Source organism: Mesoterricola sp. MK458 (assembly GCF_055384935.1).
Map to the genome: position 1 here is coordinate 3,766,441 of NZ_AP045075.1, position 24,740 is coordinate 3,791,180.

A 24,740-nucleotide genomic window follows, 5' to 3' on the forward strand; every position below is an offset into this window, starting at 1 on the left:
AAATCCCTCCAGCCCGGGATTGGGATGGAGGGAAGGGAGGGAGGGAAAGGCTATAAGAACTTGATGGCGCCGCTGAGAATAAGTCCGGATGTCGGCAATGCAAAGGAAATATTTTAGAAAGTTCTAGTCCAGGCCCAGATCCCGCAGCCGGTCCTCGCCGATGCCGAACCGGTGGGCCACCTCGTGAAGGACCGTCCGGGCCACTTCCCGTTCCAAATCAAGGACGTTATCCGCTTCCTCCAGGTGGGGGAGACGGTAGACGGTGATCCGGGCAGGGAGTTCTCCGGACCCCGGGATCTCTTCATCCAGGGCGGGTCCGCTGAAAAGTCCCAGGAGGGTCTCATCCTCCGGAATGCCCATGGCGTCCAGGAGTTCCAGGGAAGGTTCATCCTCCACCACCACCTGCAGCCCTTCGAGGTAGGGCTGGAAGGCCTCGGGGATGAGCGCGAGGGCGCGGACAACGACATGTTCGAACCGGCGGCGGGTCATCTGCATGGGCCCAGTGTAAGCCGGATGGACACGAACTGTCGCGCGGTGCGCGCCATCCTGGGTCCGAGGAGACCCCATGCCCCCGATCCCCGCTTTCCCCCTGCGCGACCCCTGGCGCGAGCTGCAGGCCCGTTTCGGCCAGGGCGCCTGGGTGCTATACCTGGCCGGCCCCCTGCGCGGCGACGGGTCGCCCGAGGCCATCCGGGCGAACCAGGTGCGCATGCTGGCCCGGGCGCGGCTGGTGCAGGACCTGCTGCCATCGGCCGTCCTGGTGGTCCCCCACGCCAACTTCGCCTTCGTGGACGAATCCGGTCCCGGCGGCTTGGGCGTGCGGAGCCGGGTGCTGGAAGCCTGCGAGGCGCTGCTCCGGCGATGCGATGCGCTGATCCTCTGCGGCGCCGAGCTCACCGCCGGCATGGCCCGGGAGAAGGCCGCCGCGGAAAGGGCCGGGCTCCCGGTGCTCATCCTGCCGGAGACCCCGGCCCCGGGTCGGGCGCGGGCCAGCCGGGAGTTGGCGATCCCGTTCACGCCGGGCGCCTCCCCAGCACCACGGCCCGCCTGAAGTCCAGCCACAGGTGCGGTGCGGGGACTTCCCGGGCTGCGGCCTCCATGCGGCGCTCCAGGAGGCCCGGTTCCCACCGGTGGCGCAGGTAGGCCCACGCCAGGGGCAGGAAGACCTCGCGGATGCAAACCCGGGCGTCCTCCCCGTGCATGGCCGAGCCGTAGTCGCGCAGTTCGGTGTCCTGAAGTCCCAGGCGCTCCAGGTGGTGGGCGATCTTCAGGCCCACGGAAAGATCGGAGCCCCGCCCCTCCACCACGTCCAGGAGGCGGTCCATGAGGAACTCCAGGTTCGGGCAGGGCGGATGGAGGTCGCTGAACCGCCGGGCCTGCTGCACGGGCTCGAAGCAGGCGATCCATCCGCCCGGCTTCAGGGCCCGGATGAGGCGGGCGAGCACTTCCCCCAGTTCCCGCACGTGGGTGAGGGTCATGGAGGTGAACACCAGGTCGTAGGCCCGCTCCGGCAGGTCCAGCGCCCGCAGGTCCTGGTGCAGGAAGGCGGCCCGGGGGCCCCCGGGCGCGTCCAGGCGCGTGCGGGCCAGGGCCAGGAGTTCCTCGGAGCGATCCAGGCAGGTGAGGGTCCCCTCGGGAACCCGGGCGGCCAGCCTCGCCGTCCAGAACCCGGTGCCTGAACCCAGGTCCAGGATGGCCCCGTCCCGGGGCGTGGGCGGCAGCTGGTCCAGGGGGCGGGCCTTCTCGAACAGGAGGTTCTGGGCCTCCAGGCGGGCCACTTCCCCGCCGTCGCTGTCCCGCTGCACCCGCTCGAAGGCGTAGGGCACGGGGGTTTCGGGGTCGGGATGGGCGCCGGCCAAGGCCGTAGGCCGGGCCAGGGGCGATGTCGTGTTCATATAATTCTCTATAAAATAAAGAGTTAGTAAATAAAACCGGGCCCTACCCGGAGTGCCCAAGCATGGCACTCCCGGAGCCTCCCGTCCAGGGGTTGGTTCATCTAGCGCGTCCTGGGGAAGAGCACCTGGTTTTCCAGATAGAAGTGCTTCTGGAGCCGGCCCGAGAGGTGCTTGACCGAGGCGTGGAGCCGGTTCTGGGGCCCGCCGGGATGGGACGTGGCGGCAAGGGCCGCCGCGAGGCCCCGGATGCTGCGGAGCAGGCCCGCCTCGGCCTCGTGCTCGCCCTCCAGGAGGGCCTTGACGGTATCCAGGTGCGCCTTGCCGCTCTCGGGGGCGCGTCCCGCCTCCAGGGCCAGGATGTGGGGGAAGAGGCTGCGCTCCTCCTGGAGGAGGTGGACGCGCATGGCGTCGCAGAAGCGGGTGATCAGGTCCCGGATCTCCACCAGCGCGGGGTTGCTGTCACCCTCCTCCAGGGCGGCCAGCTCGGCCAGGGTCTCCAGGTCCGCCATGTCCGTGCGGCACTCCAGGTGGCAGACCGCCACCAGGTGCCGCACGAGGTCCGGCACCGGCATCACCTTCCACGCCTCGCGTTCCTGCTTCTCATCGAGCTGCACACGGCCTCCGGGGGCTGGTCGATCCGCCCGGTCGCATGGCGCTCCGGGGGTTCCCCAATCATAAAGGACCCCTTGGAAATTCGTTCATCTTTCTCGTATAAAATTTACGTAATAATAGCAAATATTTCATTTGAATCAGAACCGGCCGTGCGGTTTTTTCTGATCAGGTCTTCTGGTCGGCAGCGGTGGCCTCGCCAGGCTTCATGAGGATCTTCATGGATTTGCCTTCGCGCAGCACCTCGAACTCCAGGGTCTGGTCGGGGGGGATCATTTCCAGGAAGTCCATGAGATCGATATCGGTTTCCATCTTCACGCCGTTGACGCCGATGATGAGGTCGCCCAGGACGCAGTCCTCCACCCGGTTGGCCTTTTCCAGACCCGGCTTGAGGGTGATGCCCCGGAGGCCTGCCTTGTCGGCGATGCCGCCGGGGTCCACGTCCCGCACCGCGATGCCCTGGGTGATGCCCCAGTCCGGCGCCCAGTGGGAGGGCAGGGTGCCGAAGCCCAGGACGGGCCGGTACGTCTGACCCTTGGCGATGAGCAGGGGCACCACCCGGTTGAGCGTCTCCACCGGGATGGCGAAGCCCACGCCCGAACTGCCGCCGGTGGTGGAGGTGATGGCGGTGTTCATGCCCACGAGCCGTCCGGCACGGTCCAGCAGCGGTCCGCCCGAATTGCCGGGGTTGATGGCCGCGTCAGTCTGCACCGCGCCGGAGATGTGCGTGCCGAAGCTGGTGGTGATGGGCCGGCCCAGGGCCGAGACGATTCCCGAGGTGAGGGTGTGGTCCAGGCCGAAGGGGTTGCCAATGGCCAGGACGTCCTGGCCCACGATGAGGTCCTTGGAGGAACCGATGGGCAGCGGCCTGAGGGCGTCCAGGGGCGCGAAGACGTGGAGCACCGCGATGTCCTGGGCGAGGTTGCGCCCGATGACCACGGCCTTGAAGATGCGCCCGTCCGCGAGGGTCACCTGCAGGTTGTCCGCCTCGCTGCGGGGGGCGCCCACGGCCACGTCCTCAAAGGTGATGACGTGGTGGTTGGTGACGATGTGGCCCAGGTTGTCCCACACGAAGCCGGTGCCCGAAGCCGGGGGGATGGCGAACTGGTCGCCCTGGTTGTTCTCGAAGTAGCCGCTGGTGATGGAGCGGATGAACACCACGGAGTTGCGGGCCCGCTTGAAGGCGTCGGCCCGGGCGCGTTCGGCGGGGGTGAGGGGGGGGCGGGCCGTGACGGTGCGGGGTTTGGCGAGCCGGCGGTTGAAGTCGACCGTCTCCTGCTCGGCGGGGGTAAGTTTGGTGTGGGGCCGTTCGTACAGTTCCTGGGCGGCCAGGGGCAGGCTAAGGGCCAGGACCGCCCGCATCGCGACTCGCCTCAGGTCCATGTCCATCCTCCTCTTCGCCTAAGTCATGATGCGACAAACCGGGGAGCGCGCCCACCCCTACCCGCCGCCGAATAAGTCGCGCGGGAAGGTCCTGGGGGGCGGATAATCAGCCATCCTGGAGAACAGCCTCACCCCATGCGACGCATCGTCCTGATCCTCGCCCTCCTTGCGGCCGCCTTCGCGGGCGTGCTGGAGTACCGCCGCAACCGCCGGCCTTCCGCCATGGCCCCCCTGGAGCTTCGCCTGGGGCCCGCGGAGGCCTTCCCGGGGCTGACGCCGCTGGAGCGCCGCGGTTTCGGGGTCCTGTTCAAGGACTGCCTGGAGTACCGCACCGGGCTGGCGGTGGTGGAGGGCGAATCCGCGTTGCCGGGCGGGCCCCGGAACGCCCTCACGGTGTCCCTGGAACGGCGGGACGGGAAGGTCGCCCTGCACCTGGCCCTGGAGCGAGCGGGAAGGGCTCGGAGGGCAGGCGATGTCACCGCCGAAACCCCCTCGGAGGTCGTGGGGGCCGCCCTGGCGTGGCTGGGGCTGGAGGACCGCGCCCGGGGCCTCCTCCTGCCGCGCGATCCGGCCTTCTTCTGGGACCTGGCACGCATGACCGCGTCGCGCCCCATCGGATCCATCGAGGGCGACCTGCAGACGTGCGCCCGCATCCTGGAACGGGAGCCCGGCTGCGCCAACGTCTGGCTCGCCCGGGCGCGGTTGCTCAACAACCATATCCTGGACGACAACCGGGCTCCCGCCCTCCTGCAGGACCGCTGCGAACAGGACTTCCTCGCGGCCCTCGCGCTGGCCCCCGACTTCCCCCGGGCCTCCACGCTCTTCGGGCGTTTCCGCACGGAGATCGGGAACCCTCGCGCGGCCCTCGACCTGCTGCTGGACGCCGTCCGCCGGAATCCCAGGGTCCCGCGGCTCTATGAGGCCGTGGCCTACGCCGCCCGCAGCGCGGGTCTCCTGGAGGGCGCTTCCCGGGCCCTGGCGCGGCGCGACGCCCTTTCCGGCCCCAGCCGCGGCGAGGCCGAAATCACCGAAAATACCTACCTCTACCTGGGTCAGCTGGACCGCTTCGAGACCGTCCTGGGCCCAGGGTCCGACGAGGGCCCCGACACGCTCCGGGATTTCTACCGCGGCTACGCACGGCTGCTGCGGGGGGACCGCCCGGGAGCCGCCCGTCACTTCCACCGGGCCGAAACGACGCCGGGCGGCAATCGAGCCTTCATGGACCTGGCCGGGGTCTACGGCCTGGGGCTGGCCGGCAGGCGGGACGAGGCCCTGGCGGAACTGCGCAGGCTCTGGGCCGAGCGCATTCCCATCCGCATTCCCGACGGCGAGTTCACCTTCAAGCTGGCCGAGGCCTTCGGGTTCCTGGGCAGCCCGGGCGAAGCCCAGGACGTGGCGAACCGCGCCTTCGCCCAGGGTTTCGGGTGCCTGCGCTGGTACGACCAGAGCCCCTTCCTCGCCGAGGCCCGCGGCACCCCGCGCTGGACCGCCCTGCACCAGCACCTGAAGGAGCGCCTGGCCCTCATGGAAGCGGCCTACCCCAGGCGCCGGTTCCAGTTTTGAAAAAGCCAAGGAACCTGGGACGCACGCGCGGCACCTTGACTTCACCGTTGCCGCGGCCTGCCCGGAGGTGTGCGTATGAATGCTCTGTTAGGGGTTGTGCTGATTCTTAGCTTGCTGATCCTCATCTTCCTGGGGCCCGAGTATTTGCGAAAGGTCACCCGGAGGCCCCGTTCATATAAGAAAGTCGGCCCCCACCGGAGGCTTCAACGCCGGGACGCCCAGGCGTAAGCTGGATTCCCTTTTCCCCGGAAAGGATGCGCCCATGAACGCACGCACTTCCATCCCCTACGACAAGCTGCTGCTCACCCTCCTGGGCGGCGCCGCCCTCGGCGCCCTGGCGGTTGCCTTCACCACCCCCCGCACCGGCCGCGAGGTGCGCCGGAAATTCCGGTCCCTGGGTGACCTGTTCCGGAGCCCTGCCCGCTCGTCCGAGGACGACCTGGCCGAGGCGATGTTCATCTAGACGGCCCGGGGGCGCATGACCCCCGGGCCGTTGCGGGTGCGCGCTCCTCAGTTGTTCGGCGCGGGCGGTGCGGGAGGCGCCGGCGGCGCGGTGGGCGCAGTCGGCGCAGTCGGTGCAGTCGGGGCAGTCGGGGCAGTCGGCGCAGTCGGGGCCGCGGGACCACCCAGGTCCAGGCGGTCCAGGCGGTCGAGGCGGGCCTTGAGGCGGGCCAGCTCGGCCTTGAGTTCCGCCACCTCGGCGCTGCGGGGTCCCACGCGCATGGTGATGACGCGGCCTTCGCCGGGCTTCTCATCGCCGCCGGGGCGTTTGCGGATGACGATGTGGCGCTCGCCGGGGCCGCCGTCCATCTCCCGCAGCGTTTCCAGGTCGCCCAGATCGATGGCCTCGCCTTCCATCACCCTGAGGCGGGGCAGGCGGACCCCGAGGAGCGCCACCTTGCGGGCCTCTTCGGCAAGTTCCTTCGCCTTTTCCTGCATCTCCTTCTGGAGGTGGTCCAGCTCGGGATCGGCCTTGGCGGCCTTGCGGGTACTCTGGAACTTCTTGGCGAAGGCTTCGGCCTTGGCTTCGAAGGCCTTGGTCTTGGCGTCCAGCTCGATCTTCTTCTCGATGCGAAGGGTGTGCTTCTCCACCTTCGGCGCAGCCTCGGGGGCCTTGGGCGCGGCCTCCTGGTGGAGGCCCAGGCCGGAGGCGGCGCCCAGGGCGGTGACGGCCAGCACGGACAGAAGGCCCGCGCGGCCGAGGGGAGAGGGCGGCAGGTTGGGCAGGATGAGGCGTTTGATGCGGTTCATGAGAATTCCTCCGTTGGCCGCCAGGGCGAGGCCGGGATTGGGTTCGAGGGAATGGCGCAGGTCCTCCAGGCGCTCCAGGGCGCGGGCGTAGAGGATCGGGTCGCCGCAGAGCTCCACCGCGGCGTCGTCGCAGCAGTGCTCGCGTTCGGTGCGGATCTGGCGGGAGATCCACCAGGCCGCGGGATGGTAGAAGAAGAGCGCCTCCACCATCGACTGCAGGAGGTTGACCAGGTAGTCGTGGCGCCGCACGTGGGCCAGCTCGTGGGCGAGGACGGCCTCGAGGGCCGCGGCGTCCAGGCCCGCCAGCGCCGCGGCCGGCACCAGGATCACCGGCCGGATCCAGCCGATGACCATGGGCGCGTCCACGGTCCAGGAGCGCAGCAGGCCCACGGGGAAGGTGATCCCCATGCGCCCCGCCAGGCTCCGGGCCCGGTCGATCCACACGTCGGGCGCGGGTTCCGCGCCCACCCGCCGCAGGCGCTGGATCCAGTACCAGCCCCCCAGGAGCCGCAGGCCCATGACCGAGACCCCCGCCATCCAGAAGGCGCAGGCCTGGGGCAGGTGGGGTCCCAGCGCACCGCGCCAGCCCCCGGGCTGGAGCCCTTCGGCCGCCGGCGCCAACCCCTGCTGAAGGGGCGCCGGCCAGCAGAGCGCGAAGGTGACCGCCGCCGCCAGCGGCAAGGCCGCCAGCGCCGCGCAGGACAGGAGATACCGGGATCCCGGCGTCCGGCTCCGCAACAACCGGGATCCCGCCCAGGCCAGGAGGCCCAGGGCCGCGCCCTGCCACAGGGAATGGACGAGCGTCCACCCCAGGGCCTGGAAGAGGGGAGAGGCCGTAAGCATCAGGGTTGCCTCCGTTCAGCCGCGTCCAGGAGCGCGCGGATCTCGTCCAGTTCCGCCCGGGACGTCTTCCGGGAGGAAAGGGCCTGGATGACCAGCTTCGCAGCGGAGCCCTCGAAGGCCCGGTCCAGCAGATCGCCCACCAGGTGCTCCCGGGTGCGTTCCGCGCTCTGGGCCGCCGCATACACATGGGACCGCTCGCGCTCGTCCCGGGTGACCAGGTGCTTCTCCGTCATGACCTGGAGAAGCTTCAGCACCGAGGTGTACCCCAGATCCTTCCCCCCCGCCAGCACCTCGTGGATCTGCCGGACCGTCGACGGCCCGCGATCCCAGAGCACCCGGAGAATGGCCAGTTCACCGTCCGTGGGCCGGGGCAGGGGATGGTTCATGGAGGGGGCTCCTTGGTCTACGAAGATATGTGTACGTTCTTTTTCGTAGGTGGCAAGGGGAAATTTGAAGAGGGTCTTCTTGTCTGTCGGGTCTCAAACCAAATGGACAAGTCTCAGACCACCTGCAGACTTGCTCAAACCAGTTGGAACTTAAGTCGGGACAGCCAAATCTGTTCCCGGAACCTGGATCTGAAGAGCGGAGGCTTCCGACGGATGACAAAGCGGCCACTCATCATCCCCAACACCCCCGTACCCGCTATTCCAGGAGGCGGCTCAGCGTTTTCTCTAGCATGGGGCCGCGGAGCTCTTCGCCCCTGGCGGCGATCCGTCCGTCGGGACCGATCAGGAACAAGGCGGGGATCGCATCGGCCCGGTAGGCCCGCACGACAGGAGGCTGAGAGCCTCCCGTGCCCACGAAAGCGTGGTTCCAGGGCATTGGGGTTTCCGGGCGATTTCTCTGCTTGGTGACGTCTGCGGGGGACCGGTCCATGGACAGGGATAGGATCTCCAGCCCCTTCCCGTGGAATCTGGCATAGGCCTTGTGGGTGGCGGGGAGCTCCTTCATGCAAGGCCCGCACCAGGTGGCCCAGAATTCCAGCATCAGGTACCGGCCCTTGAAGGCGGCCTTGGTGAAGTTCCGATCCGGTTGATCCAGGCTCGCCAGGCTGAAATCCGGGGCCTGGGCGCCGACGGCGGTGGCCCGGTCGGCCTCCAGGAATTCCGCGGCCTGGAGGACGGAGGGATCCTTGGGCCAGGCAGCCTTCAGCCGGGCCAGGAGGTTCTCCGCCTCCGCCGGGCGGCCCTCCTCCAGGTGGAATAGGACCATGCCGGCCAGCACGGCGGGGCGGAGGGAGGGCAGGCCCTTCGCCTCCATGCGCTGGATGAAGGCGCTCGATTGGCTTCCCAGCAGGGGGGCGAGGTTCATGAGCATTTCGGCATTGGCGGCCTGCCAGGCTGGGGACTCCGGGGGGACGGCCTGGAAGATCTGATCGGCCAGGTCCGACTTCCAAAGGTAACGGGTCACCACCTGCAATTCGGCTACCAGGCAGGCTTCCTTGAGCTCCCCTTGGGCGCTCGCCTTAAGGTGCCGTAGGTGAACCAAGGCCTTGTCCAGGTCGGGGCGCAGCTGCTCGCGGGGCTCGCCGGCCTTGCGTCTGGCCTCCAGATCGGACTGGACGGCGGCGATGGCTTCCTCGGCCATGCGCCGAAGGGCGGGGTAGTCCACCGGGGCCGGGACGGCCAGGGCGGGCATGAGGATGTAAGGGACCATGGCGGCTCCTGTTCGGGGTTCATTGACGGGGGATCAGAACTTGACGGAGACGCCGCCGGTGAGGGTCCGGCCCTGCTGCCAGGCGAGGGGCCTACCGAAGTAGGGGTCGGGGACGGGTGTGTTGCCGTAGCTGGGATATTCCTTCGTCATGTGGTAGGTGGTCACCGCCCGCTTATTGAAGAGGTTGGTGATGGCCAGGGACGGGGTCACCTGCAAGGGGCCGACGGCCATGGTCATGGTCAGGTTCAGGTCCAGGTTCATCATGCTGGGGGTCTGACCGTAGTTGCTCATGATGAGGTTGCTGGAGGTGACGGTTGAGCCATTGGTATAGGCCCCGGGAAGCTTGTTCACGATGGGCACGAGGGACGTCAGACCATAGCCCGATTGCCAGCCGAAAGCGGCGCCGATCTCCAGCTTGTGGGGGCCAAGGGGAACCTTGAGCGCGCCGTTGAGCTTGAGTTCGTGGACGGGGTTGGCCTCGTTGTTGCCGCTGTTGATGGTCTGGTAGTAGTACCAGTCCGAGGTGGCGTTGGCGTTGCCTCCCCAGGTGCCCTGGCTAGCCAGCTGGGTCGTCATCGCCATGTTCAGGCCGCGATAGTTCCCATAGTGGTGGGTCCACGTGTAGTTGGCGCTGAGGTATCCCAGGCGGCCCGTGACCTGCGCGTTCAGGTTGAGGGCGATGAAGACCTCCTTGGGATCCGGGAACTTGCTGTCCCAGGTCCGGGTCTGGCCATCGCCGGTGGTGAAGTTGACGGGGCCCGGGCCGGGGTTCCACACCACCCCGGCGGCCCCCTGTTCGGGGAAGGCGCTGGTGCCGTCGGGGTTGGTGAACATGCTGGTGACGATAGGGTCCTTGAGGGTCCACCAGCGCCAGCTGGCGCCCACCGTCCAGCCCCCGGGGAGGGCCCGGTCGATGCCCACCAGGACCATGTCCTTGTGGGGCAAGCGGAGATCGTTGGCCATGGGGGGGTTGGTGGTCAAGCTGCCGATATTGTAAACGGCATAGGGCTCATAGGCCTTGCCGGTGGCGGGGTCGATGCCCAGGGCGAAGGGGGCCTGGTCGCCGGTGTAGTTGCGGTTGTAGGTCCACTGGTCGGCCCGCCAATACTCACAGGTGATGGCCGTGGCGCTGGCCCAGGCGAACGAACTGAGGGGCATGGTCTGAAAGAAGCGCCCGTAGTTGGCGTAGAGCTTGGTCCGGCCGTCCCGGTTCACGTCCCATGCGATGCCCACCCTCGGCTGGATCTGTCGGCCCAGGCGGCTGAAGTTGAGAAGCTGCTGGCCGGCGATGGGCGGGTTGTTGCCCACGAACCGGATGCTGTCGAAGCGAAGGCCCAGGTCCACCCGCAGGCCGGGCGCCACCTCCCACAGGTCCTTCACGTAGTACCCCGCGTAGGTGCCCTTCTGGGAAACCGCATCCCCCTCGGACGTGTAGAGTTCCAGATCAGCGGGGTCGCCCGTGTAGCCGTAGTTGATATAGGGGGAGAAGATGGCCCATCCCTTGACCCGGGAGGCCGTGTTGTCGTAGCGGCTGTTCTGCAGGCTGTAGCCGGCCTTGATGGTGTGGTTGGCCGGAGTCCAGGTGAAGTCCATGCGGAACTGGCGGTTGGGGTTGGACTGGGAGTTGGCGTAGCCGATGTTCCCGCCGATATAGCCATAGTTCTCATAGCCTTGCGGCTTGTTGGGGGCTGCGGCTCCGGGGCCCTCCAGGAAGTACCTGTAGTCCATGAACCCCTCGATGGCTCCGTCCACCATCGGCGCGTTGGTGAACCGGTGGGTGGGATCGGTGCGGTTGCCCACGCTCGTGACCAGGTACATCCGGGAATTGAGGGTCCAGTTCCAGGTGAGGTTGGTGGTCTGGTTCGAGGTGTAGCCATGGCTACCGGAATTGCCGGGGCCGGTGGACATCGAGGCGTCCGACGGGTAGGCGTTGCCGAAATCGTAGTCCATGCGGACGTTGGTGGTGGCCAGGATCAATTCGTGGTCGGGGTTGACGATCCAGTTGACCTTGGCGGAGAGGGTGTTGGGGCCCTTCTGGGTGTAGGGGCTGGAGGTGTAGCCGCTCCAGTTGGGGCCGGAGGATCCGGTGGAGGGGGCCCAGGTCTTGGACCCCTGGAGGCCCAGGAAGAAGAACAGCCTGTCCTTGAGGAGGGGTCCGCCGACCGTGGCGCCGAAGCGGGTGTTGGTGGTGGGGGGGGTCTCGATCCTCTGGCCGGCACCGTTGCCGGTGTGATTGCGGGCGCTGGCGTTGGGGAAGTTGGTGTACCAGAAGGCCTCCCCCGTCCAGGTGTTGGAGCCGCTGCGGGTGGCCATGTTGATGACGCCCCCCAGGACGTTGTATTCCGCCCCGAAGCCCCCGGTCACCACTTCGATGCTTTCCATGAATTCACGGGGGGGCAGTCCGTTCATGCGGTTCTGGGCCGTGTTGCCCTTGGTGGCGTTGGTGCTGTTGCCGTCCACCACGAACAGGTTCTGGTCATGGGTTCCGCCGAAGAACTGGAAGGCGTTGCCCCCCGTGCTCTGGACGCCGGGAACGGTGGTCACGATGGCGTCCAGGGCGTTCAGGCTGGCGTAGTCGCCGGGCAGGGTGGTCAGCGTTTCCGATTGGAAGGACGAAACCACCTGCGTGCTGGTGTGGTCTAGGGCCTCGGCTCGCGCTTCCACCTCCACGGTGGCCCGGGCGATGGGCAGCAGTTTGTAGTTGATGGTTTCGACCTGGTTGATGCCGAGCTTGGTCTGGGCCGTGACGGTCTGCCGGCCTCCGGCGACCACTTTCAGGTTCCACCGGCCCAGGCCGAGCAGGTTCAGGCGGTATCGGCCCTGGGTATCCGAGGTGGCGGTGCGGGTGGTCTGGCCCGAGGTGGCAATCACCTGGGCGCCGGCCAGGGGCTTGCCCGTTTCATCCCGGACGGTGCCCATCAGGGCCCCCGTCTCCAGGGTCTGGGCCATCAGGGGGGCGCCGCAGACCAGGGCGATGAAAAGGCGGGTTGTGGTTCGGGCGCTGGCGTACATCGGCTTGGCTCCTGGGGTTGCAGGGGGTGAGGCTGACGCGGGGGCCTGGATGGACCAGGACCGCGATGCGTGGCCGTTTGTTGAGGGGGATTGCCTTCTGCAGTTATAGGCCCTTCCCCTTCCTCCGGGTAGTCCAGTTCCGGGGCTGGCGCATGATCCAGGCCTTCAGGTCCCGGGCTGGGCGCGCAGGTGTCCCAGGGCCTGGACGAGGCGTTCCACGGCCTGGTCCAGTTCGCCTTCGTCGGCCTGCGTGAACCCCATGCGGAAGGCCGGTTCCGGCGGGCCCAGGAAGAAGTGCGCCGGGAGATTGAGGGCGAGGCCGTGGGCCCGGGCCGCCCGGACCCAGGCCGCCGCGTCCAGGGGCGGCCGGACTTTCAGCCACAGGCCCATGCCGCCGGCGGGGGGCGTCACTTCCAGGGCGTCCCCAAGCCGCTCGCGCAGGCGGTTCACCAGGTGGTCCCGGCGGGCCTCGTAGACCTTGCGGCTGCGGCGCACGTGCCGGCCCAGTTCCCCGTCCCGGATCAGGTCCGCCACGGTCCATTCCAGGGCGGGGTCGCCCTGTTCCTCGCGGCTGGTCCGGGCCCGCGCCAGGAAGGGCACCAGGGGGGAGGGCAGGACCACGTAGCCCAGGCGCAGGCCCGGGGCCAGGAGCCGGGAAAGGGAGGCGATGTGGATCACCTGCCCCGAACGGTCCAGGGCCAGCAGAGGTTGGGGGCGGTCCTGGCCGTAGCTGAATTCCCCGTCGTAGTCGTCCTCCACCACCGGGACCCGGTGCTGGGCCGCCAGGCGCAGGATCGCCTGGCCCCGCTCCCGGCTAAGGCTCGCGCCCGTGGGGAACTGGCGGCGGGGCGTCAGGTAGAGCATGCGGATCTTGCGCCGCTCCAGCAGCGCGGCCAGGGCATCCGGCACCAGGCCTTCGGCGTCCACCGGCACGGGGTGCAGTTCGAGCCGGGGGCCCTGCTGCAGGATCTCCCAGGCGCCGCGATTGCCGGGGTCCTCCACCGCCACGGCCTCGCCGGGCCTGAAAAGGGAGATGGCAAGGAGGGCCAGGGCGCCCCGGCTGCCCCGGGTGATCATGATGCGGGCGGGGTCCATGCGCACCCCGTGGCGCTCGGTGATCCAGGCGGCGATGGACTCCCTCAGCAAGGGTGTGCCCAGGGGATCACGGTCGCTCAGAAGGCGGGCCCCGTGCCGGCGCAAGGCCCGCTGGTAGCCCTGGGCCAGTTCGTCGGTGGGGACCAGGCGCGAATCCGCGACCCCGTCGGCCAGGTGCACGGCGTCCGTGGCGGCCAGGGAGGACGGATTCAGGAGGCTGGGGAGATCGAAGCCCAGGGGCGCGTCCTCCGGCGTTGCGGCCGCCCGGGTCCGGTAGCCCGAGGGCAATTCCCGGGCTACGAAGGTCCCTAGCTTGGGCTCGGTGAACAACCAGCCCTGGGCCTCCATTTCGCGCAAGGCCAGGATGACCGTGTTCCGGTTGGCCTTGAAGCACTGGGCCAGCAACCGGGAGCCGGGAAGGGCGCTGCCCGCCTCCAGGCGGCCCTCGACGATGGCGCGCTGGAGGGCGTCGACGATGCGCAGGGCCAGGGTCGGCCCCTCGGCGTCCTCCAGGGTCAGGAGCAGATCACGGGTGCGCATGGCCCTCCTCGGCGGGGCCCGGGCCGGAGGCCCGAGACCAAGTCTGCGCCCGGGCCTGGAGGGGGGCCAAACGCAGGGTTAGGTTGGCGTCATGGTCCAGGGCGCGCCGGAAGGCCCGGAGGGCCTGGCCGGTCCATTCCCGGCGGGAGCCGGGCCTGGCCTCGGCGAGGGCCAGGCAGGCCTCGCCCCGCAGGGCCCAGGTGGTTCCCTGGTGCGGCGGCGGGGCTGGCATGTTGGCGGGAGGGCGGAACCAGCGCTTCGGGTCCGCGGGGCCCTTGGGGTAGGCCAGGGCCAGCTCGGTTTCTCGGAGGGCGGATTGGAGGGCCGGTCCGGGGTCGGCCAGGCTCCGGCTTTCCAGGAGGTGGCACTCGGCGCTGAGTTCGTGGATCAGGGTGGCGGTCATGGCATGCCGGTCCTGGATCGCCTGGAGGGTGGTGCGGGCGGCCTGCAGGGGGGTGTCCGGCAGATGGCGGGCCACGGCCAACTGGGTTTGCAGGAGCGCGCCCAGGTCGGCGGAGGGATCCTGGACCAGGGACGGCGCCTGGGCCTCGAGGGTGGCCCGGAGGGCGCGCCAGGCCTCGGGATGGTTCCGGGCGGCGGCCCGCAGGGCCTGGCCCTCGAACTCCAGCCCGCGCAGGCCCGGAGGCAGGGGCTTCAGGGACGCCAGGGCCCCTTCCAGGTGCTCAAGACTGGGCCCCGGATCCCCGCCCCGGGCCAGAGCGAACCGCGCTGCCACGAGGTTGGTCCGGGCCAGCCGGGACAACCGCACGATCTCAGGGTCGGAGTCGTGGGCGATCCAGGCCAGGGCGGGGGTGGGATCCTGGCCGCTCGTCAGTAGGAATTCACCCAGGTCGGCGGCCAGGTTCTTCTGGTGATAGCGCAGGTTATCTGCCCCGGTCCTAAAGGGGGGAGGATCCTGAACCCGGCGGATGGCCTCCAGAAGGGCGCGGGAGGCCGGGAGGCCATGCCGGGCGCAGGTCCGGGCGTACGAGAACAGCCCTTTCAAGGCCAAGCCCATCGCCCAGCCGTCGCCCCGGGCCCGCCCCTGATCCAGGAGGGCCAGCAACTCCTCCGCCACGGGTTCCGGCGCCTGGTTGCGGGCGAGGCACCCCTCCAGGCCCAGGGTGCCGGCGAATTCGATGTAGGCCCAGAGCAGGGCGGGATCGTGCGGGGCCACGGCCCGGCCCTGGGCGAGGGTGGTCTCGATCTCCTCCGCCAGGCGTGGAGTGGGGGGGGTGGTCCGGAGAGGCTGGTGGTCCCGGGCCAGGGCGAACTGCACCCGCTCCGCATAGACCTCCGGGTGGCTCGGGGCGATGCGGAGGGCTTCATCCAGGAGCTGTCCGGCCTCCTCCATGAGCGGGGCCGTGGCTTCCAGGCCGGGAGGCGGCCAGGTTCGCGAGGCCGTGAGGGCCTTCTGCCAGATCGAGTAAGCCTTCCAGCGCAGAAGCCGCGACAGTTCCAGCAGGGCCGTCACATCGTCCGGGAAGCGTTCCCGGTAGGCGCGCGCCTCCTGGATGAGGGCGTCATGGTCCGGGACCTGCCGGCTTTCCAGCTCGGCCAGGCGCAGGATGTGCTTTGCCCGGGCCTGGTACGGGCCGGGACGGGACTCCCCGTCGTCCTCTGTGGTGGCCAGCAGGGCCGCCCGGGCCTGGGCGATGGCGGCCTGGGCGTTGGCCGAACGCGGGTCACCGAGGGCCCGCGCATGGGCCTGCTCCAGGTCCCTGACCCGGGTGAGCAGCAGCCAGGCCCGGGCCGCGCCCGTGCGGAAGCCCAGGTCCCAGGCCCGCTGGAAGTGGTCCAGGGCCTCGGGGGAGTCCGGGTCCAGCAGCAGCAGAGCCTCGCCCAGGGCCAGCTCGCCCGGACCGTGGGCGGCGCGGTCCATGCCCGGGAGCTCCTCCTTGAGGGCACGGACCTGGGCCTCCAGACTCAGGAGCTCGGGTTCGATGGGGTGCGGGGGAAGGCGTTGGGCGTGGCTGAGGCGGCTTCGCATCTCCTCCACGAGGCCTTGGAAATGGTGGTTCCAGTCCATCTGTCTGCGAAGGAAAAGGACGTTGCTGGCCAGGGCGCCCGAACTGGCCAGGAGGATCGCGAAGGCGCCCGCCGCCAACAAGGCCAGCTTCCTGTTTCGCTTCAGGAACCGGGCCATCCGGTAGGCCGGGGCCACCCCCATGCATACCAGGGGTTCGGAGCGCAGGAAACGGTCCAGTTCCTCGGCCAGGGCCTGGGCGGTGGGGTACCGCCGGTCCGGCGCCTTCTCCATGCAGCGGAGCACCACCCGTTCCAGGTCCCGGGGGAGGGCCGGGATCACGGTGCGGGGCGGAACGGGAGCGCGGTGGGCCATGGCCGCCAGGAGGCCGTGCAGGTCCTGGGCGGGGAAGGGGGCGGTGCCGCAGAGGAGGACGTAGAGCATGACGCCGAGGGCGTAGACGTCGGCCCGGCCGTCGATGGCCCCCCTGTCGCCGGCCAACTGCTCGGGGCTCGTGTAGGGCGGGGTCCCCATGGGACAGGGGCCGGGCTGGTGGGGGTGGGCCAGCACCATGCCGAAATCGCTCACCAGGGGCGTCCACGCCTCCGGGCCTCCGCGCTGCATCAGCACGTTGTTGAGCTTTAGGTCCAGGTGCACGAGACCTTGGAGATGGGCGGCGTGGACCCCGAAGGCCACGTCCCGGAGCAGGCGCACCTTCGCGGGCAGGGAGAGCCCGGGTGCCAAATGGGCCAGAGTGGGCCCCTCAACGAACTGGAGGACGATGTGGCCGCGGCCCACCTCGTAGACCCGGCAGACGTTCGGATGCTCCACCTTCGCCTGGGCCCGAGCCTCGGCCAGGGCCGGGCCGGGATCGCCCTTGAGGACCTTGAGCGCGACCTGGCGCTGGAGGAGGGTGTCCAGGGCCCTGTACACCCGGGCTGTGGCGCCCTCGCCGACCCAGGCCAGGTCCTGGTAGCGGTCCCCCAACCCCGGCAGGTCCTTCACCGGGGCGGGGACCTGGACGACGGGGTCCACCCAGGACCCGGCCTGGGCGTCCAGGGCGTCCCAGGCCGAGGCCGCGCCGGAGGATAAGGCGTTCAGGTGCCCGGTTTGCGCCAGGGAGGCCAGGCGCTCGTGCCAAAGGCTGTCCTGCCCAGAACTCGGCTCATCCGCCGGAAGGGGCGGTCCGCCAGTGCGAGGGTTCGGGAGGATGCTTGGCATGGGGGGGCGGATGGGTATAGATCACTATACCTACCCCTGCTTGTTATGACTTTTGATTTAAATATTGGTATTTGTCGTCTTTACCGAAGTTCAAACGACTGAGACGAGAACTCCCCGGCCCCATAAAGGTTTCCGGGGATTTTCGATTTTCCAGTTCTGCCAACACCTTTGCGATAGCCACTTTGGGTGGGACCCCTGGATAAGTGCTGCAAAGCTCCTCAGGCTGGGGAGGAGTTGGTGTCCGTGCGGCGGAGACTCAGTCCGCCTTGGGAAGGAAACCGGCGGTTGCGCGATTCCTAACCCACTGGGGGTAGTGGCCGCCGGCGAGGCCACCCGGAAGGTCCTGGGCCGAACCGTCCGGGTCCACGATCCGGAACCGGGTCTCCTGGCCGAGGCCCAAGCCCATGACCAGCCAGCGCCCATCGGGGGCCCAGGCGATGGCTTCGACGGGACTGGCGCCGAGCTGGACCTTCTTCATGGTGGTTCCGTCCGGGGTCAGGGTGCACAGGTTGTACCGGCCCTCGGCCCGGTCGATGCAGGCGAGGCGGTCTTCCACCGGGGACCAGGCCACGCAGAGCTTGGGAGAAGGGTCGGTGGTGACCTGGCGCACCTGGGTGCCGTCGCTGCCCATGACGAAGACCTGGGGCGTACCCGTTCGGTCCGAAATGAAGGCGATCCGGGTGCCGTCCGGACTCCAGGAAGGTCCCCGGTTGATCTGGCCCCCGGCCGCGGTGGGGGTGGTCTTCTGGGACCCGGGATCCAGCAGGAGGATCGCCGAAGCGCCCTTCCGGTCCTCCTGCACGAAGGCAAGCCGTTTGCCGTCGGGGGCCCAGGCCAGATCGGAAATGCCGGCGCCGGTGCCATGGCCGCGGGGATGCAGGCGTTTGATCGGGCCCATGACCTGGGCCTGGCCCCAGATCTCGGGCGGGCCTCCCTTGTAGGTCACCAGGGCCAGCTTGCCATCGCGGGAAAGGGCCGGATGGGTGGAGAGACTTCCGAAGGCCGAAAGCTGGCGGAGGTTTCGCCCGTCCCGGTCCTGTCCGAAGATTTCCTGGATTCCGGGGGCAGTCTGGCGCGCGAAGACGAAGGTCGAATCCGCGCAGCCGGGGATGCCCGTGGCCTTGCCCACCAGGAAGTCCGCCAGGCGGTGAGCCATTCGATGCACGGCCTTGAGTTCGCCCACGAAGACCTTGCTCATCAGGACCGACTGCGCGCCCAGGGAGATGCATTCACCTTCGAGCATCAGCCTGCCGCGGGTCGTGGGGCGGGGCACAGCGCGCAGGAGCAGGTCCGCCCCGGACGCCCTCCAATGCCTGAACAGGGAGCCCTCGGGTCCCTTCCCTGCCTTCGCCGGACCGAGCAAACGGAAAGCCCGGGAATGGGCCAGATCCTGGATCAAAGTCGTTTCAAAGTCTTTGGCCCAGGTCGGCGGGTTGGCACCCTCCAGGGAAAGCGGGAGGAAGACCAGGCTTGGAAGCGCGGAGAGACCGATCCCGTCCGGTCCCTTTTCCCCGGCGGGGGCCCCCAGGCCCGCCGTGGCCAGGGCCAGCGTGACGATCGCTCCCCACGGCCGGATCCTCATGGCGTTCCGGTTCCCATCAGGAAGCTTCCCGTACCATCAGGTAGGAAACGGTCGTGCCGATGAGGGCGGGCACGACCAGGGAGGCTTGGCCTGTGGTTTCCGCCAGGAACACGACAGGCACCAGCAGGGTGCCATGGGTGGCGCCCGCCAGGGCGGAGGCGCCGACCATGGTCAGATAGCCTGTCTGCCCGATTCCAAGCAGGCCGTCGAAACCGGCGCCCACCGCGGCGCCCATGGCCAGGGATGGAAGCCAGAGGCCCCCGATTCCGCCGCCCGCGAAGGTCAGGGCGGTGGCCATCAGTTTCAAACCGAGGAAGAGCGCGGCATCCCTTGGGAGGGAATCCCCCTGCACGAGGTGCTGAACCAGTTCCAGGCCTCCTCCCTGGGTGACGGCCAGGTCCTTGAACAGGAAGTGGCTCGGCAGGGCCAGGAGGCTCAATCCCACGCCAGCCGCGAGGCCTCTCCAGAGCAGGGGCATATCGCCCAGCAGAAGCTGGAATCGGGCCTTGAGCCACAGGTAGGTCGACGCCGAAACCCCGCACGCCATGCCCAGTAGGAGCGCCCAGAAGATTTCGCGGGTCCTCAGGGCGTAGGGGTAGATCTTGGGAAGGGGCAGGAGGGGGCTGTGACCCATCAGGCCCGAAAAGGCGACGTAGCCCGAAGCGGCTGCCACCAGACAGGGAATGAGGGCGGCCGAATCCAGCCTCCCGTTGTGTTCGGCTGCCATGAGCGCGCCGGAGATGGGTGCCCGGAACACGGCGGCCAGGGCCGCGGAAGCGCCGCTGCGCACCATGACCCGGGCCGGGCGGACCAGGTGCCTGAAATGCTTCAGCCGGGTCGCTGCCCTCCGCAGGAACTTGTGGTACTGGAGGCCCAGGGCCGCGCCGAACCATTTCCCGGGTCCTTCGATGCCGGCGCTTCCGCCGAACCCGATGGTCAGGGCGCAGGCCACGACCTTCCCGAAGGTGGCCGCCAGGGGGAAGACCTTGTAGGGATCCTTCTTGGCAAGGTCGAGATCCTTGAACAAGGAAACCTCTCCGATTCCCGTGACGGTCAGCCAAAGGGTCGTGAGGAACAGGCCGATGGCCGGGAGGAGGATCGTAAGGCCGGTTTTCCCGCCAACCCGGACGACCATCGGTTCGAAGGAACCGAGGCCCCTGAGCGCCAGAGCCACGAGGAACCCGGTCACCGCACCCAAGGGGAGGGTTACCAGGACAATATGCCGGGTATGGGCCAGCATGCGAAGCCTGCTTGTACGATTCGGCAGAAACCTTCTTAGGGGAAGGGGCGTCAATCCGGGTTGTTGTGTGATAGACATGAATGAATGCAGTTCCGATCTTTAGGCTAGCGCTCGAAAATTGTGTTTGCAACGCAAACAATATGCATTGGGAACGAAATGCCTGTCGTCACCAAAGCCCATCTCATCCAGGATTGCATGCAGAACCTGCGGCGGATCGTCAAGGTCCTGGAAATGTACTCTGAAGGCGTGGAGCGGCACTTCGGCCTCACGGGTCCCCAGCTCTGGGCGCTCTGGGAGCTGGGAAGGCTCGGGCCCTGCGCCCTCAAGGATCTCGCCGGGAAGATGAAGCTGGATCCCAGCACCGTGGTGGGCGTCGTGGACCGGCTGGTCCACAAGGGACTTGTGGTCCGCAATCCCGATCCCGCGGACCGCCGGCGGATTTCCCTCACTCCCACCGCCAGAGGGCAGAAGGTGCTTGCCGCCGCCCCCCATCCGGCGCAGGGGCACCTCCTCGTGGGGCTCGAGAAGATGGACCGCAAGACGGTCGAAAATCTCAACGGCTCCCTGAACATGCTCGTGGGCGTCCTTGAAGCGGAGAACCTGGAGGCGCCCTTCTTTTTCGCCAAGGAATAGAAGCGGCGCTCCCCTGCGGCTTCCGAACGGTGACGGGGGGAAGTTGGATTGACAGAATTTGTCTTGCAACCCAAATTAAATGCCATGGCCAGGATCCACCCGACGCGAAGCCAGCAGGAACTCATCCAGGAGTGCATGCAAGATCTCAGGAGGATCTTCCGGGTTCTTGAGGATTACTCGGTGGGGGTGGAAAAGCGTTTCGGACTCACGGGACCGCAGTTGTGGGCCCTCTGGGAACTCGGGCGCCTGGGTCCCTGCGCCCTCAAGGATCTGGCGGGAAAGATGAAACTGGATTCCAGCACGGTGGTAGGGGTCGTGGACCGGCTGGTTGGGAAGGGCCTGGTGCTTCGCAGCCCCGACACCCACGACCGCCGGCGGATTTCCGTGAAGCTCACCCCGGCGGGGGGGAGGATCCTGGCGGCCGCTCCCCATCCTGCGCAGGGCCACCTTCTCGCGGGCCTGGAGGTCCTCGGCCGGGAGAAGGTGGAGGGCCTCAACCAGTCCCTGAACACGCTGGTGGAAGTCCTGGAGGCTGAGCACCTGGAAGTCCCATTCTTCTTCGCCAGCGAATGACCGGGGGATCCGTCAGCGGTTCCCACCGGCCGGGATGCCATAGCTGTCCATCACGTCCTTCAGGGTGATGACGCCTTCCAGTCGGTTCATGTTCTCCCGGCCGACAACCGGGAGGAGATCAAGCTTGGCAAGGCCCATCCGCTCGAGGGCCCACGTCAGCGAATGGTCCGGATGCACATGCGGGAAGGTGCGCCCGTCAAAGAGGTCCCCGAGCTTCGGGGCGCGGGCATTGCCTCCCGCACCGCCTTCGAGCATGGCCATGCTTACGACGCCGATGACACCTCGGGGATCCACGACGGGCCAGGCCTGGAGCCGGCTCGCCGCGGTCGTTTCGAGGGCCTCGGCCATGGTCATCGTGGAAGGAAGAACCTCGGTCGCGGGTTTCATGGCGGAGTGCACCTTGACCCGGTCATGCTCCTGGCGGCCTTCCGTGCTGGGCAGGTGGATACCATCCTGACGCGCGAGGGCTCCGTAGACCGGGAGCTTCTGAAGCCGCGAGGAAATGAAGAAACTCACAAGGTTGGAAATCATCAGGGGGACGATGACCGCATAATCCCGTGTCGTCTCGAAGATCATCAGGACGGACGTCATTGGGGCCCGGACGATGCCGGCGAACACGGTGCCCATGCCCACGAGGGCGTAGGCTCCGGCATTCGCCGTATGGAGGGGGAGGAAGTGGTGGGCCACCCACCCAACGGATCCACCCACCATCGCGCCGATGAACAGGCTCGGCCCGAACAGCCCTCCCGCGTTCCCCGACGCATAACTCGAGGTCACGGCCAGGAGCTTCAGGAAGACCAGGAGGGCCATGAGACCGAGCCCCATCCTGCCGTTGAGCGCATCGCCCACATACCCATAACCGACGCCCAGGACTTCCGGGACGAACCAGCCCATGAGCCCGACGGCAAGTCCACCGGCCACCGGTTGGAACCAGGCCGTCCAGGACGGGAAGCCCATGAAGCGCTGGCGCATCCAGAGCAGACTCCGGGTGAAGGCGACTGAAACCAGGCCTCCCACCACGCCGAGGAGGGCGTACAGGCTCAACTCGAGCGGATGGACCAACTGGTACTGGGGAACCTCGAAGAGGGGGGAATTCCCCAGGAAAAGCCGCATGACCATCCAGGAGGTCGCCGAGGCGAGGACGACGGACCCAAGAACAGGGGCGTGGAGGTCGCTCATCACTTCTTCCAGGGCGAACAAGACCGCCGCGAGCGGCGTATTGAAGGCTGCCGCGATGGCCGCGGCGGCGCCCACAGGAATGAGGGCCCGGACCTTGTCGGGTTTCAGGCCCAGGTGGCGCCCGAGAATGGACGCGATCCCGGAGCCCACCTGGACCGAGGGCCCTTCCCTGCCAAGCGGAATCCCGCTGGCGAGGGTCACGCAGGTGCAGAAGAACTTCCCCAGGACCGTGCGCAGGGAAATGTGGCCTTCCCGCACAAAGAGGGCAGCCTTGGTCTGGGGCACTCCGCTGCCCCGGGCATGGGGAAAGTGGCGGGACAGGAGATACCCCATGGACAGGGACCCCGCGACGGGGATCAGGAGGCGCCTCCAGGGGGAGCCCCCATGCGGGTAGAGTCGGAGACCGAACCTTTCGGTCGACAGTATGAAGGCGACCACGGTAAGGCCGATCAGGGCGCCAATGACCAGCGTCAGGAAGAGGAAGACCTGATCCTCCCGGTCCTGGAGAAGGGTCGCCCACTGCTTCATGGGGACTCGCCACAGGTTCCGGAAATCGGTTGCGGCGGACTTTCCCATTACTGGGCCTCGCTTTCCGGCGATTGGAGCCTTCCTGAAACGTCCGTGGCGAGGAGGGTCAAGGTGTGCACTGGCAATTCCCCCGAAGTGAACCCCTGAAAGAATGTTTGACAAATTTGATTTGCAAATCAAATAATAAAAATCAGGTTGAGCACCGGGTAGGTGGTTCCGAATTTCCCCGCCTGGGCATCAATGGGCTTGTTCTCCGGATGGGACGCATTCGTGTACAGTTCGCGCGGGTTCAGGGAATGGGAAGTGGGCGACATCGACGTCATCCGTCGTGGGAACCTCTACCACCTGTTCCACCTGGTCCTGCCCAACCACGACTACATCGCCCATGCCGTCTCCGGGGACGGCATGAACTGGTCCCGGATCCGGAACGCGCTCTTCACGGGCGAACCCGGAACCTGGGACGACGACATGCTCTGGACCATGCATGTCTCCCGCAATCCCCGGCGGAAGGTGTACGAGATGTTCTTCACCGGCCTCCACCGGGCGGAGAACGGCCACATCCAGCGGATCGGCCGGGCCGTATCCCGGGACCTCCTGCACTGGAAGGAGGACAACGACCAGGGCCTGCCCCTGGCGCCCCAGGGCCTGATCTACGAATCGGCGGGGCAGGGGGATCGCGGCTGGATCTCCTTCCGCGACCCGTTCCTCTTCCGGGACGGGGATCAGGAATGGCTTCTGATCTGCGCGCGCGTGGCCCATGGGATCGGAAGCCGGAGGGGCTGCGTCGGGCTGGTGCACCGGATGCCGGAGGGCTATGCGCTGGTGGAACCGTTGTTCTTTCCCCGGATGTACGACGACATCGAGTGCCCCTGCCTGGTCAAGCTGGACGACTGGTTCTACCTGGTCGGATCCGTGCGCGAGGACGTGGAAGTCCACTACTGGTGGAGCACCTCCTTCCAGGGCGACTACCAGTCCTTCCGCCACAACGTGCTTCTGCCCCGAGGCAACTATGCCGCGAGGATCATGAAGGACGGGCCGCACACGCTGGTTTTCAACGTCTTCATCGACGGGCTGGACGTGGAGAGCGGGGTGCGTTCGATCCCCCCTCCCAAGGAATTGCGCCGGAGCGTTCACGGCGGCCTGGAACTGGTCAGCTATCACCGCTGGGAGGAGAAGAAGCGGGGGACCCGGTCCGTGGCCCCGGAGGCATTCCGGGCCCATCTGGCCAACCCCAAGGCCTCCTGCGAGGCGGGTTCCCGGGGCGTGACCTTTTCCAGCGTCAATGGTTATGAGATTTTCACCATACCCGAGGATGACGGTGCCTTTCTCTGGTGCGGAAGGCTCCGGGTCCACCGGCAGGGGCAGTGCGGCCTGGTCCTGGGCCTGGATGAGCATCTTGGCGGCTATTTCATCTCTCTCGATTCGGTTCGCGGGGTCGTCCAGATCCGGGCCTGGGGAAGCAAGCCCGAACGGGTCTTCCGGAACTACATCTACGAGGACCTCCAGCTGGGGACCTTCCCGCCCTCCCAGGATGGGGGTTGCGCCTTCAGTCTGATCCGCTGGGGAAGCTACCTGGAGCTCTCCATCGACGGCGTCGTTCGCCTGACTCTGGTGGATGCCCAGTTCAACGGGCGGAATCTGGGCATCTTTGTGGAGAGCGCGGAAATCGAACTGTCGTCCACAACCCTGTTCGCGTTGGAGCCACCTGGGAATCCAGGGCTTGGAACGTGACGGGACCCTCCGGACCGATTGCCGGCAGCTTGTTCGGCTTGACGGGATTTGATTTGCAATCCAAACTAATTGGGAAGCACGCACGAAACCAAAGGGTGCGGTCCACGGATCGCAGGGTTCAGCGAAGGTCGGGCCGCCTTCCATTCCGGGGACGACAATCCCCGAATGGAGGGACCTTGAAATCCTGCCTTCACCGCGCCGTGAAACGGAATGCCTGGGGCCCCTCGGGGGGAGTCGCCA

General features: G+C 67.8%; 19 protein-coding genes. 6 read left to right on the plus strand and 13 right to left on the minus strand.

The window, feature by feature from the left end:
* Positions 1-123: 123 nt before the first annotated feature.
* Positions 124-495 carry a metallopeptidase family protein gene (locus ACZ5LB_RS16535; RefSeq protein ID WP_464603302.1) on the minus strand — a complete coding sequence of 124 codons (372 nt, stop codon included), beginning with the start codon at positions 493-495 and terminating at the stop codon, positions 124-126.
* 70 nt (positions 496-565) lie between these two features.
* Here ACZ5LB_RS16535 and ACZ5LB_RS16540 point away from each other — a divergent pair, with 70 nt between their 5' ends.
* Positions 566-1,051 carry a DUF7768 domain-containing protein gene (locus ACZ5LB_RS16540; protein WP_464603303.1) on the plus strand — a complete coding sequence of 162 codons (486 nt, stop codon included), beginning with the start codon at positions 566-568 and terminating at the stop codon, positions 1,049-1,051.
* Here ACZ5LB_RS16540 and ACZ5LB_RS16545 read toward each other — a convergent pair.
* The 3 genes from ACZ5LB_RS16545 to ACZ5LB_RS16555 all read right to left on the minus strand — a co-directional run bounded on the left by ACZ5LB_RS16545 (position 1,014) and on the right by ACZ5LB_RS16555 (position 3,887).
* The gene (locus ACZ5LB_RS16545) at positions 1,014-1,895 is read right to left on the minus strand and encodes a class I SAM-dependent methyltransferase (protein ID WP_464603304.1); all 882 of its coding nucleotides are present in this window, start codon (positions 1,893-1,895) and stop codon (positions 1,014-1,016) included. The genes ACZ5LB_RS16540 and ACZ5LB_RS16545 overlap by 38 nt on opposite strands.
* A gap of 101 nt (positions 1,896-1,996) precedes the next feature.
* Positions 1,997-2,509: a hemerythrin domain-containing protein gene (locus ACZ5LB_RS16550; RefSeq protein WP_464603305.1), complete on the minus strand. Its 513-nt coding sequence runs from the start codon at positions 2,507-2,509 to the stop codon at positions 1,997-1,999.
* A gap of 163 nt (positions 2,510-2,672) precedes the next feature.
* Positions 2,673-3,887 carry a S1C family serine protease gene (locus tag ACZ5LB_RS16555; RefSeq protein WP_464603306.1) on the minus strand — a complete coding sequence of 405 codons (1,215 nt, stop codon included), beginning with the start codon at positions 3,885-3,887 and terminating at the stop codon, positions 2,673-2,675.
* 135 nt (positions 3,888-4,022) lie between these two features.
* On the opposite strand from ACZ5LB_RS16555, the gene ACZ5LB_RS16560 reads away from it, so the two are divergent.
* Positions 4,023-5,450, plus strand: coding sequence for a tetratricopeptide repeat protein (locus ACZ5LB_RS16560; RefSeq protein WP_464603307.1), 1,428 nt, complete (start codon positions 4,023-4,025; stop codon positions 5,448-5,450).
* A 262-nt stretch (positions 5,451-5,712) separates the two neighbouring features.
* The gene (locus tag ACZ5LB_RS16565; protein WP_464603308.1) at positions 5,713-5,913 is read left to right on the plus strand and encodes a hypothetical protein; all 201 of its coding nucleotides are present in this window, start codon (positions 5,713-5,715) and stop codon (positions 5,911-5,913) included.
* A gap of 47 nt (positions 5,914-5,960) precedes the next feature.
* On the opposite strand, the gene ACZ5LB_RS16570 is transcribed toward ACZ5LB_RS16565, so the two are convergent.
* From ACZ5LB_RS16570 to ACZ5LB_RS16605, 8 genes are all read right to left on the minus strand, one after another.
* Positions 5,961-7,544 carry a M56 family metallopeptidase gene (locus tag ACZ5LB_RS16570; protein WP_464603309.1) on the minus strand — a complete coding sequence of 528 codons (1,584 nt, stop codon included), beginning with the start codon at positions 7,542-7,544 and terminating at the stop codon, positions 5,961-5,963.
* Entirely contained in the window at positions 7,544-7,930 is a 387-nt protein-coding gene (locus tag ACZ5LB_RS16575) for a BlaI/MecI/CopY family transcriptional regulator (protein WP_464603310.1), read from the minus strand. The genes ACZ5LB_RS16570 and ACZ5LB_RS16575 overlap by 1 nt, the downstream gene beginning before the upstream one ends.
* A gap of 256 nt (positions 7,931-8,186) precedes the next feature.
* On the minus strand, positions 8,187-9,200 hold the full coding sequence (locus tag ACZ5LB_RS16580; protein WP_464603311.1) for a TlpA family protein disulfide reductase: 1,014 nt from the start codon (positions 9,198-9,200) through the stop codon (positions 8,187-8,189).
* Between the two features lie 33 nt (positions 9,201-9,233).
* Positions 9,234-12,212 carry an outer membrane beta-barrel protein gene (locus tag ACZ5LB_RS16585; protein WP_464603312.1) on the minus strand — a complete coding sequence of 993 codons (2,979 nt, stop codon included), beginning with the start codon at positions 12,210-12,212 and terminating at the stop codon, positions 9,234-9,236.
* A gap of 165 nt (positions 12,213-12,377) precedes the next feature.
* Positions 12,378-13,847 (minus strand): aminotransferase-like domain-containing protein, encoded by a 1,470-nt coding sequence (locus tag ACZ5LB_RS16590; protein ID WP_464603313.1) that lies wholly within the window; start codon positions 13,845-13,847, stop codon positions 12,378-12,380.
* Entirely contained in the window at positions 13,834-17,034 is a 3,201-nt protein-coding gene (locus ACZ5LB_RS16595) for a serine/threonine-protein kinase (protein WP_464603314.1), read from the minus strand. Before ACZ5LB_RS16595 ends, ACZ5LB_RS16590 begins: the two co-directional genes overlap by 14 nt.
* 256 nt (positions 17,035-17,290) lie before the next feature.
* Positions 17,291-18,616, minus strand: a complete 1,326-nt coding sequence (locus ACZ5LB_RS16600; protein WP_464603315.1) for a hypothetical protein — start codon at positions 18,614-18,616, stop codon at positions 17,291-17,293.
* A 16-nt stretch (positions 18,617-18,632) separates the two neighbouring features.
* A complete protein-coding gene (locus ACZ5LB_RS16605; protein ID WP_464603316.1) occupies positions 18,633-19,643 on the minus strand; it encodes a chloride channel protein in 1,011 nt (336 codons plus the stop codon).
* 369 nt (positions 19,644-20,012) lie between these two features.
* On the opposite strand from ACZ5LB_RS16605, the gene ACZ5LB_RS16610 reads away from it, so the two are divergent.
* Together ACZ5LB_RS16610 and ACZ5LB_RS16615 are read left to right on the plus strand one after the other, a co-directional pair.
* Positions 20,013-20,489, plus strand: a complete 477-nt coding sequence (locus ACZ5LB_RS16610; RefSeq protein ID WP_464603317.1) for a MarR family winged helix-turn-helix transcriptional regulator — start codon at positions 20,013-20,015, stop codon at positions 20,487-20,489.
* A gap of 135 nt (positions 20,490-20,624) precedes the next feature.
* Complete coding sequence (locus ACZ5LB_RS16615) at positions 20,625-21,062, plus strand: MarR family winged helix-turn-helix transcriptional regulator (RefSeq protein ID WP_464603318.1); 438 nt, start codon at positions 20,625-20,627, stop codon at positions 21,060-21,062.
* Positions 21,063-21,074: 12 nt separating this feature from the next.
* On the opposite strand, the gene ACZ5LB_RS16620 is transcribed toward ACZ5LB_RS16615, so the two are convergent.
* Complete coding sequence (locus tag ACZ5LB_RS16620) at positions 21,075-22,817, minus strand: chloride channel protein (protein ID WP_464603319.1); 1,743 nt, start codon at positions 22,815-22,817, stop codon at positions 21,075-21,077.
* A gap of 222 nt (positions 22,818-23,039) precedes the next feature.
* Between ACZ5LB_RS16620 and ACZ5LB_RS16625 the strand changes: the two genes are divergently transcribed.
* The gene (locus tag ACZ5LB_RS16625; protein ID WP_464603320.1) at positions 23,040-24,500 is read left to right on the plus strand and encodes a glycoside hydrolase family protein; all 1,461 of its coding nucleotides are present in this window, start codon (positions 23,040-23,042) and stop codon (positions 24,498-24,500) included.
* Positions 24,501-24,740 lie beyond the last annotated feature (240 nt).

Bases quoted from the DNA above. Each gene is read 5' to 3' on its own strand.
- ACZ5LB_RS16535 (WP_464603302.1), bottom strand. From the start codon at position 495: ATGCAGATGACCCGCCGCCGGTTCGAACATGTCGTTGTCCGCGCCCTC.
- ACZ5LB_RS16540 (WP_464603303.1), top strand. From the start codon at position 566: ATGCCCCCGATCCCCGCTTTCCCCCTGCGCGACCCCTGGCGCGAGCTG.
- ACZ5LB_RS16545 (WP_464603304.1), bottom strand. From the start codon at position 1,895: ATGAACACGACATCGCCCCTGGCCCGGCCTACGGCCTTGGCCGGCGCC.
- ACZ5LB_RS16555 (WP_464603306.1), bottom strand. From the start codon at position 3,887: ATGGACCTGAGGCGAGTCGCGATGCGGGCGGTCCTGGCCCTTAGCCTG.
- ACZ5LB_RS16560 (WP_464603307.1), top strand. From the start codon at position 4,023: ATGCGACGCATCGTCCTGATCCTCGCCCTCCTTGCGGCCGCCTTCGCG.
- ACZ5LB_RS16565 (WP_464603308.1), top strand. From the start codon at position 5,713: ATGAACGCACGCACTTCCATCCCCTACGACAAGCTGCTGCTCACCCTC.
- ACZ5LB_RS16570 (WP_464603309.1), bottom strand. From the start codon at position 7,544: ATGCTTACGGCCTCTCCCCTCTTCCAGGCCCTGGGGTGGACGCTCGTC.
- ACZ5LB_RS16575 (WP_464603310.1), bottom strand. From the start codon at position 7,930: ATGAACCATCCCCTGCCCCGGCCCACGGACGGTGAACTGGCCATTCTC.
- ACZ5LB_RS16580 (WP_464603311.1), bottom strand. From the start codon at position 9,200: ATGGTCCCTTACATCCTCATGCCCGCCCTGGCCGTCCCGGCCCCGGTG.
- ACZ5LB_RS16585 (WP_464603312.1), bottom strand. From the start codon at position 12,212: ATGTACGCCAGCGCCCGAACCACAACCCGCCTTTTCATCGCCCTGGTC.
- ACZ5LB_RS16590 (WP_464603313.1), bottom strand. From the start codon at position 13,847: ATGCGCACCCGTGATCTGCTCCTGACCCTGGAGGACGCCGAGGGGCCG.
- ACZ5LB_RS16595 (WP_464603314.1), bottom strand. From the start codon at position 17,034: ATGCCAAGCATCCTCCCGAACCCTCGCACTGGCGGACCGCCCCTTCCG.
- ACZ5LB_RS16600 (WP_464603315.1), bottom strand. From the start codon at position 18,616: ATGAGGATCCGGCCGTGGGGAGCGATCGTCACGCTGGCCCTGGCCACG.
- ACZ5LB_RS16610 (WP_464603317.1), top strand. From the start codon at position 20,013: ATGCCTGTCGTCACCAAAGCCCATCTCATCCAGGATTGCATGCAGAAC.
- ACZ5LB_RS16615 (WP_464603318.1), top strand. From the start codon at position 20,625: ATGCAAGATCTCAGGAGGATCTTCCGGGTTCTTGAGGATTACTCGGTG.
- ACZ5LB_RS16620 (WP_464603319.1), bottom strand. From the start codon at position 22,817: ATGGGAAAGTCCGCCGCAACCGATTTCCGGAACCTGTGGCGAGTCCCC.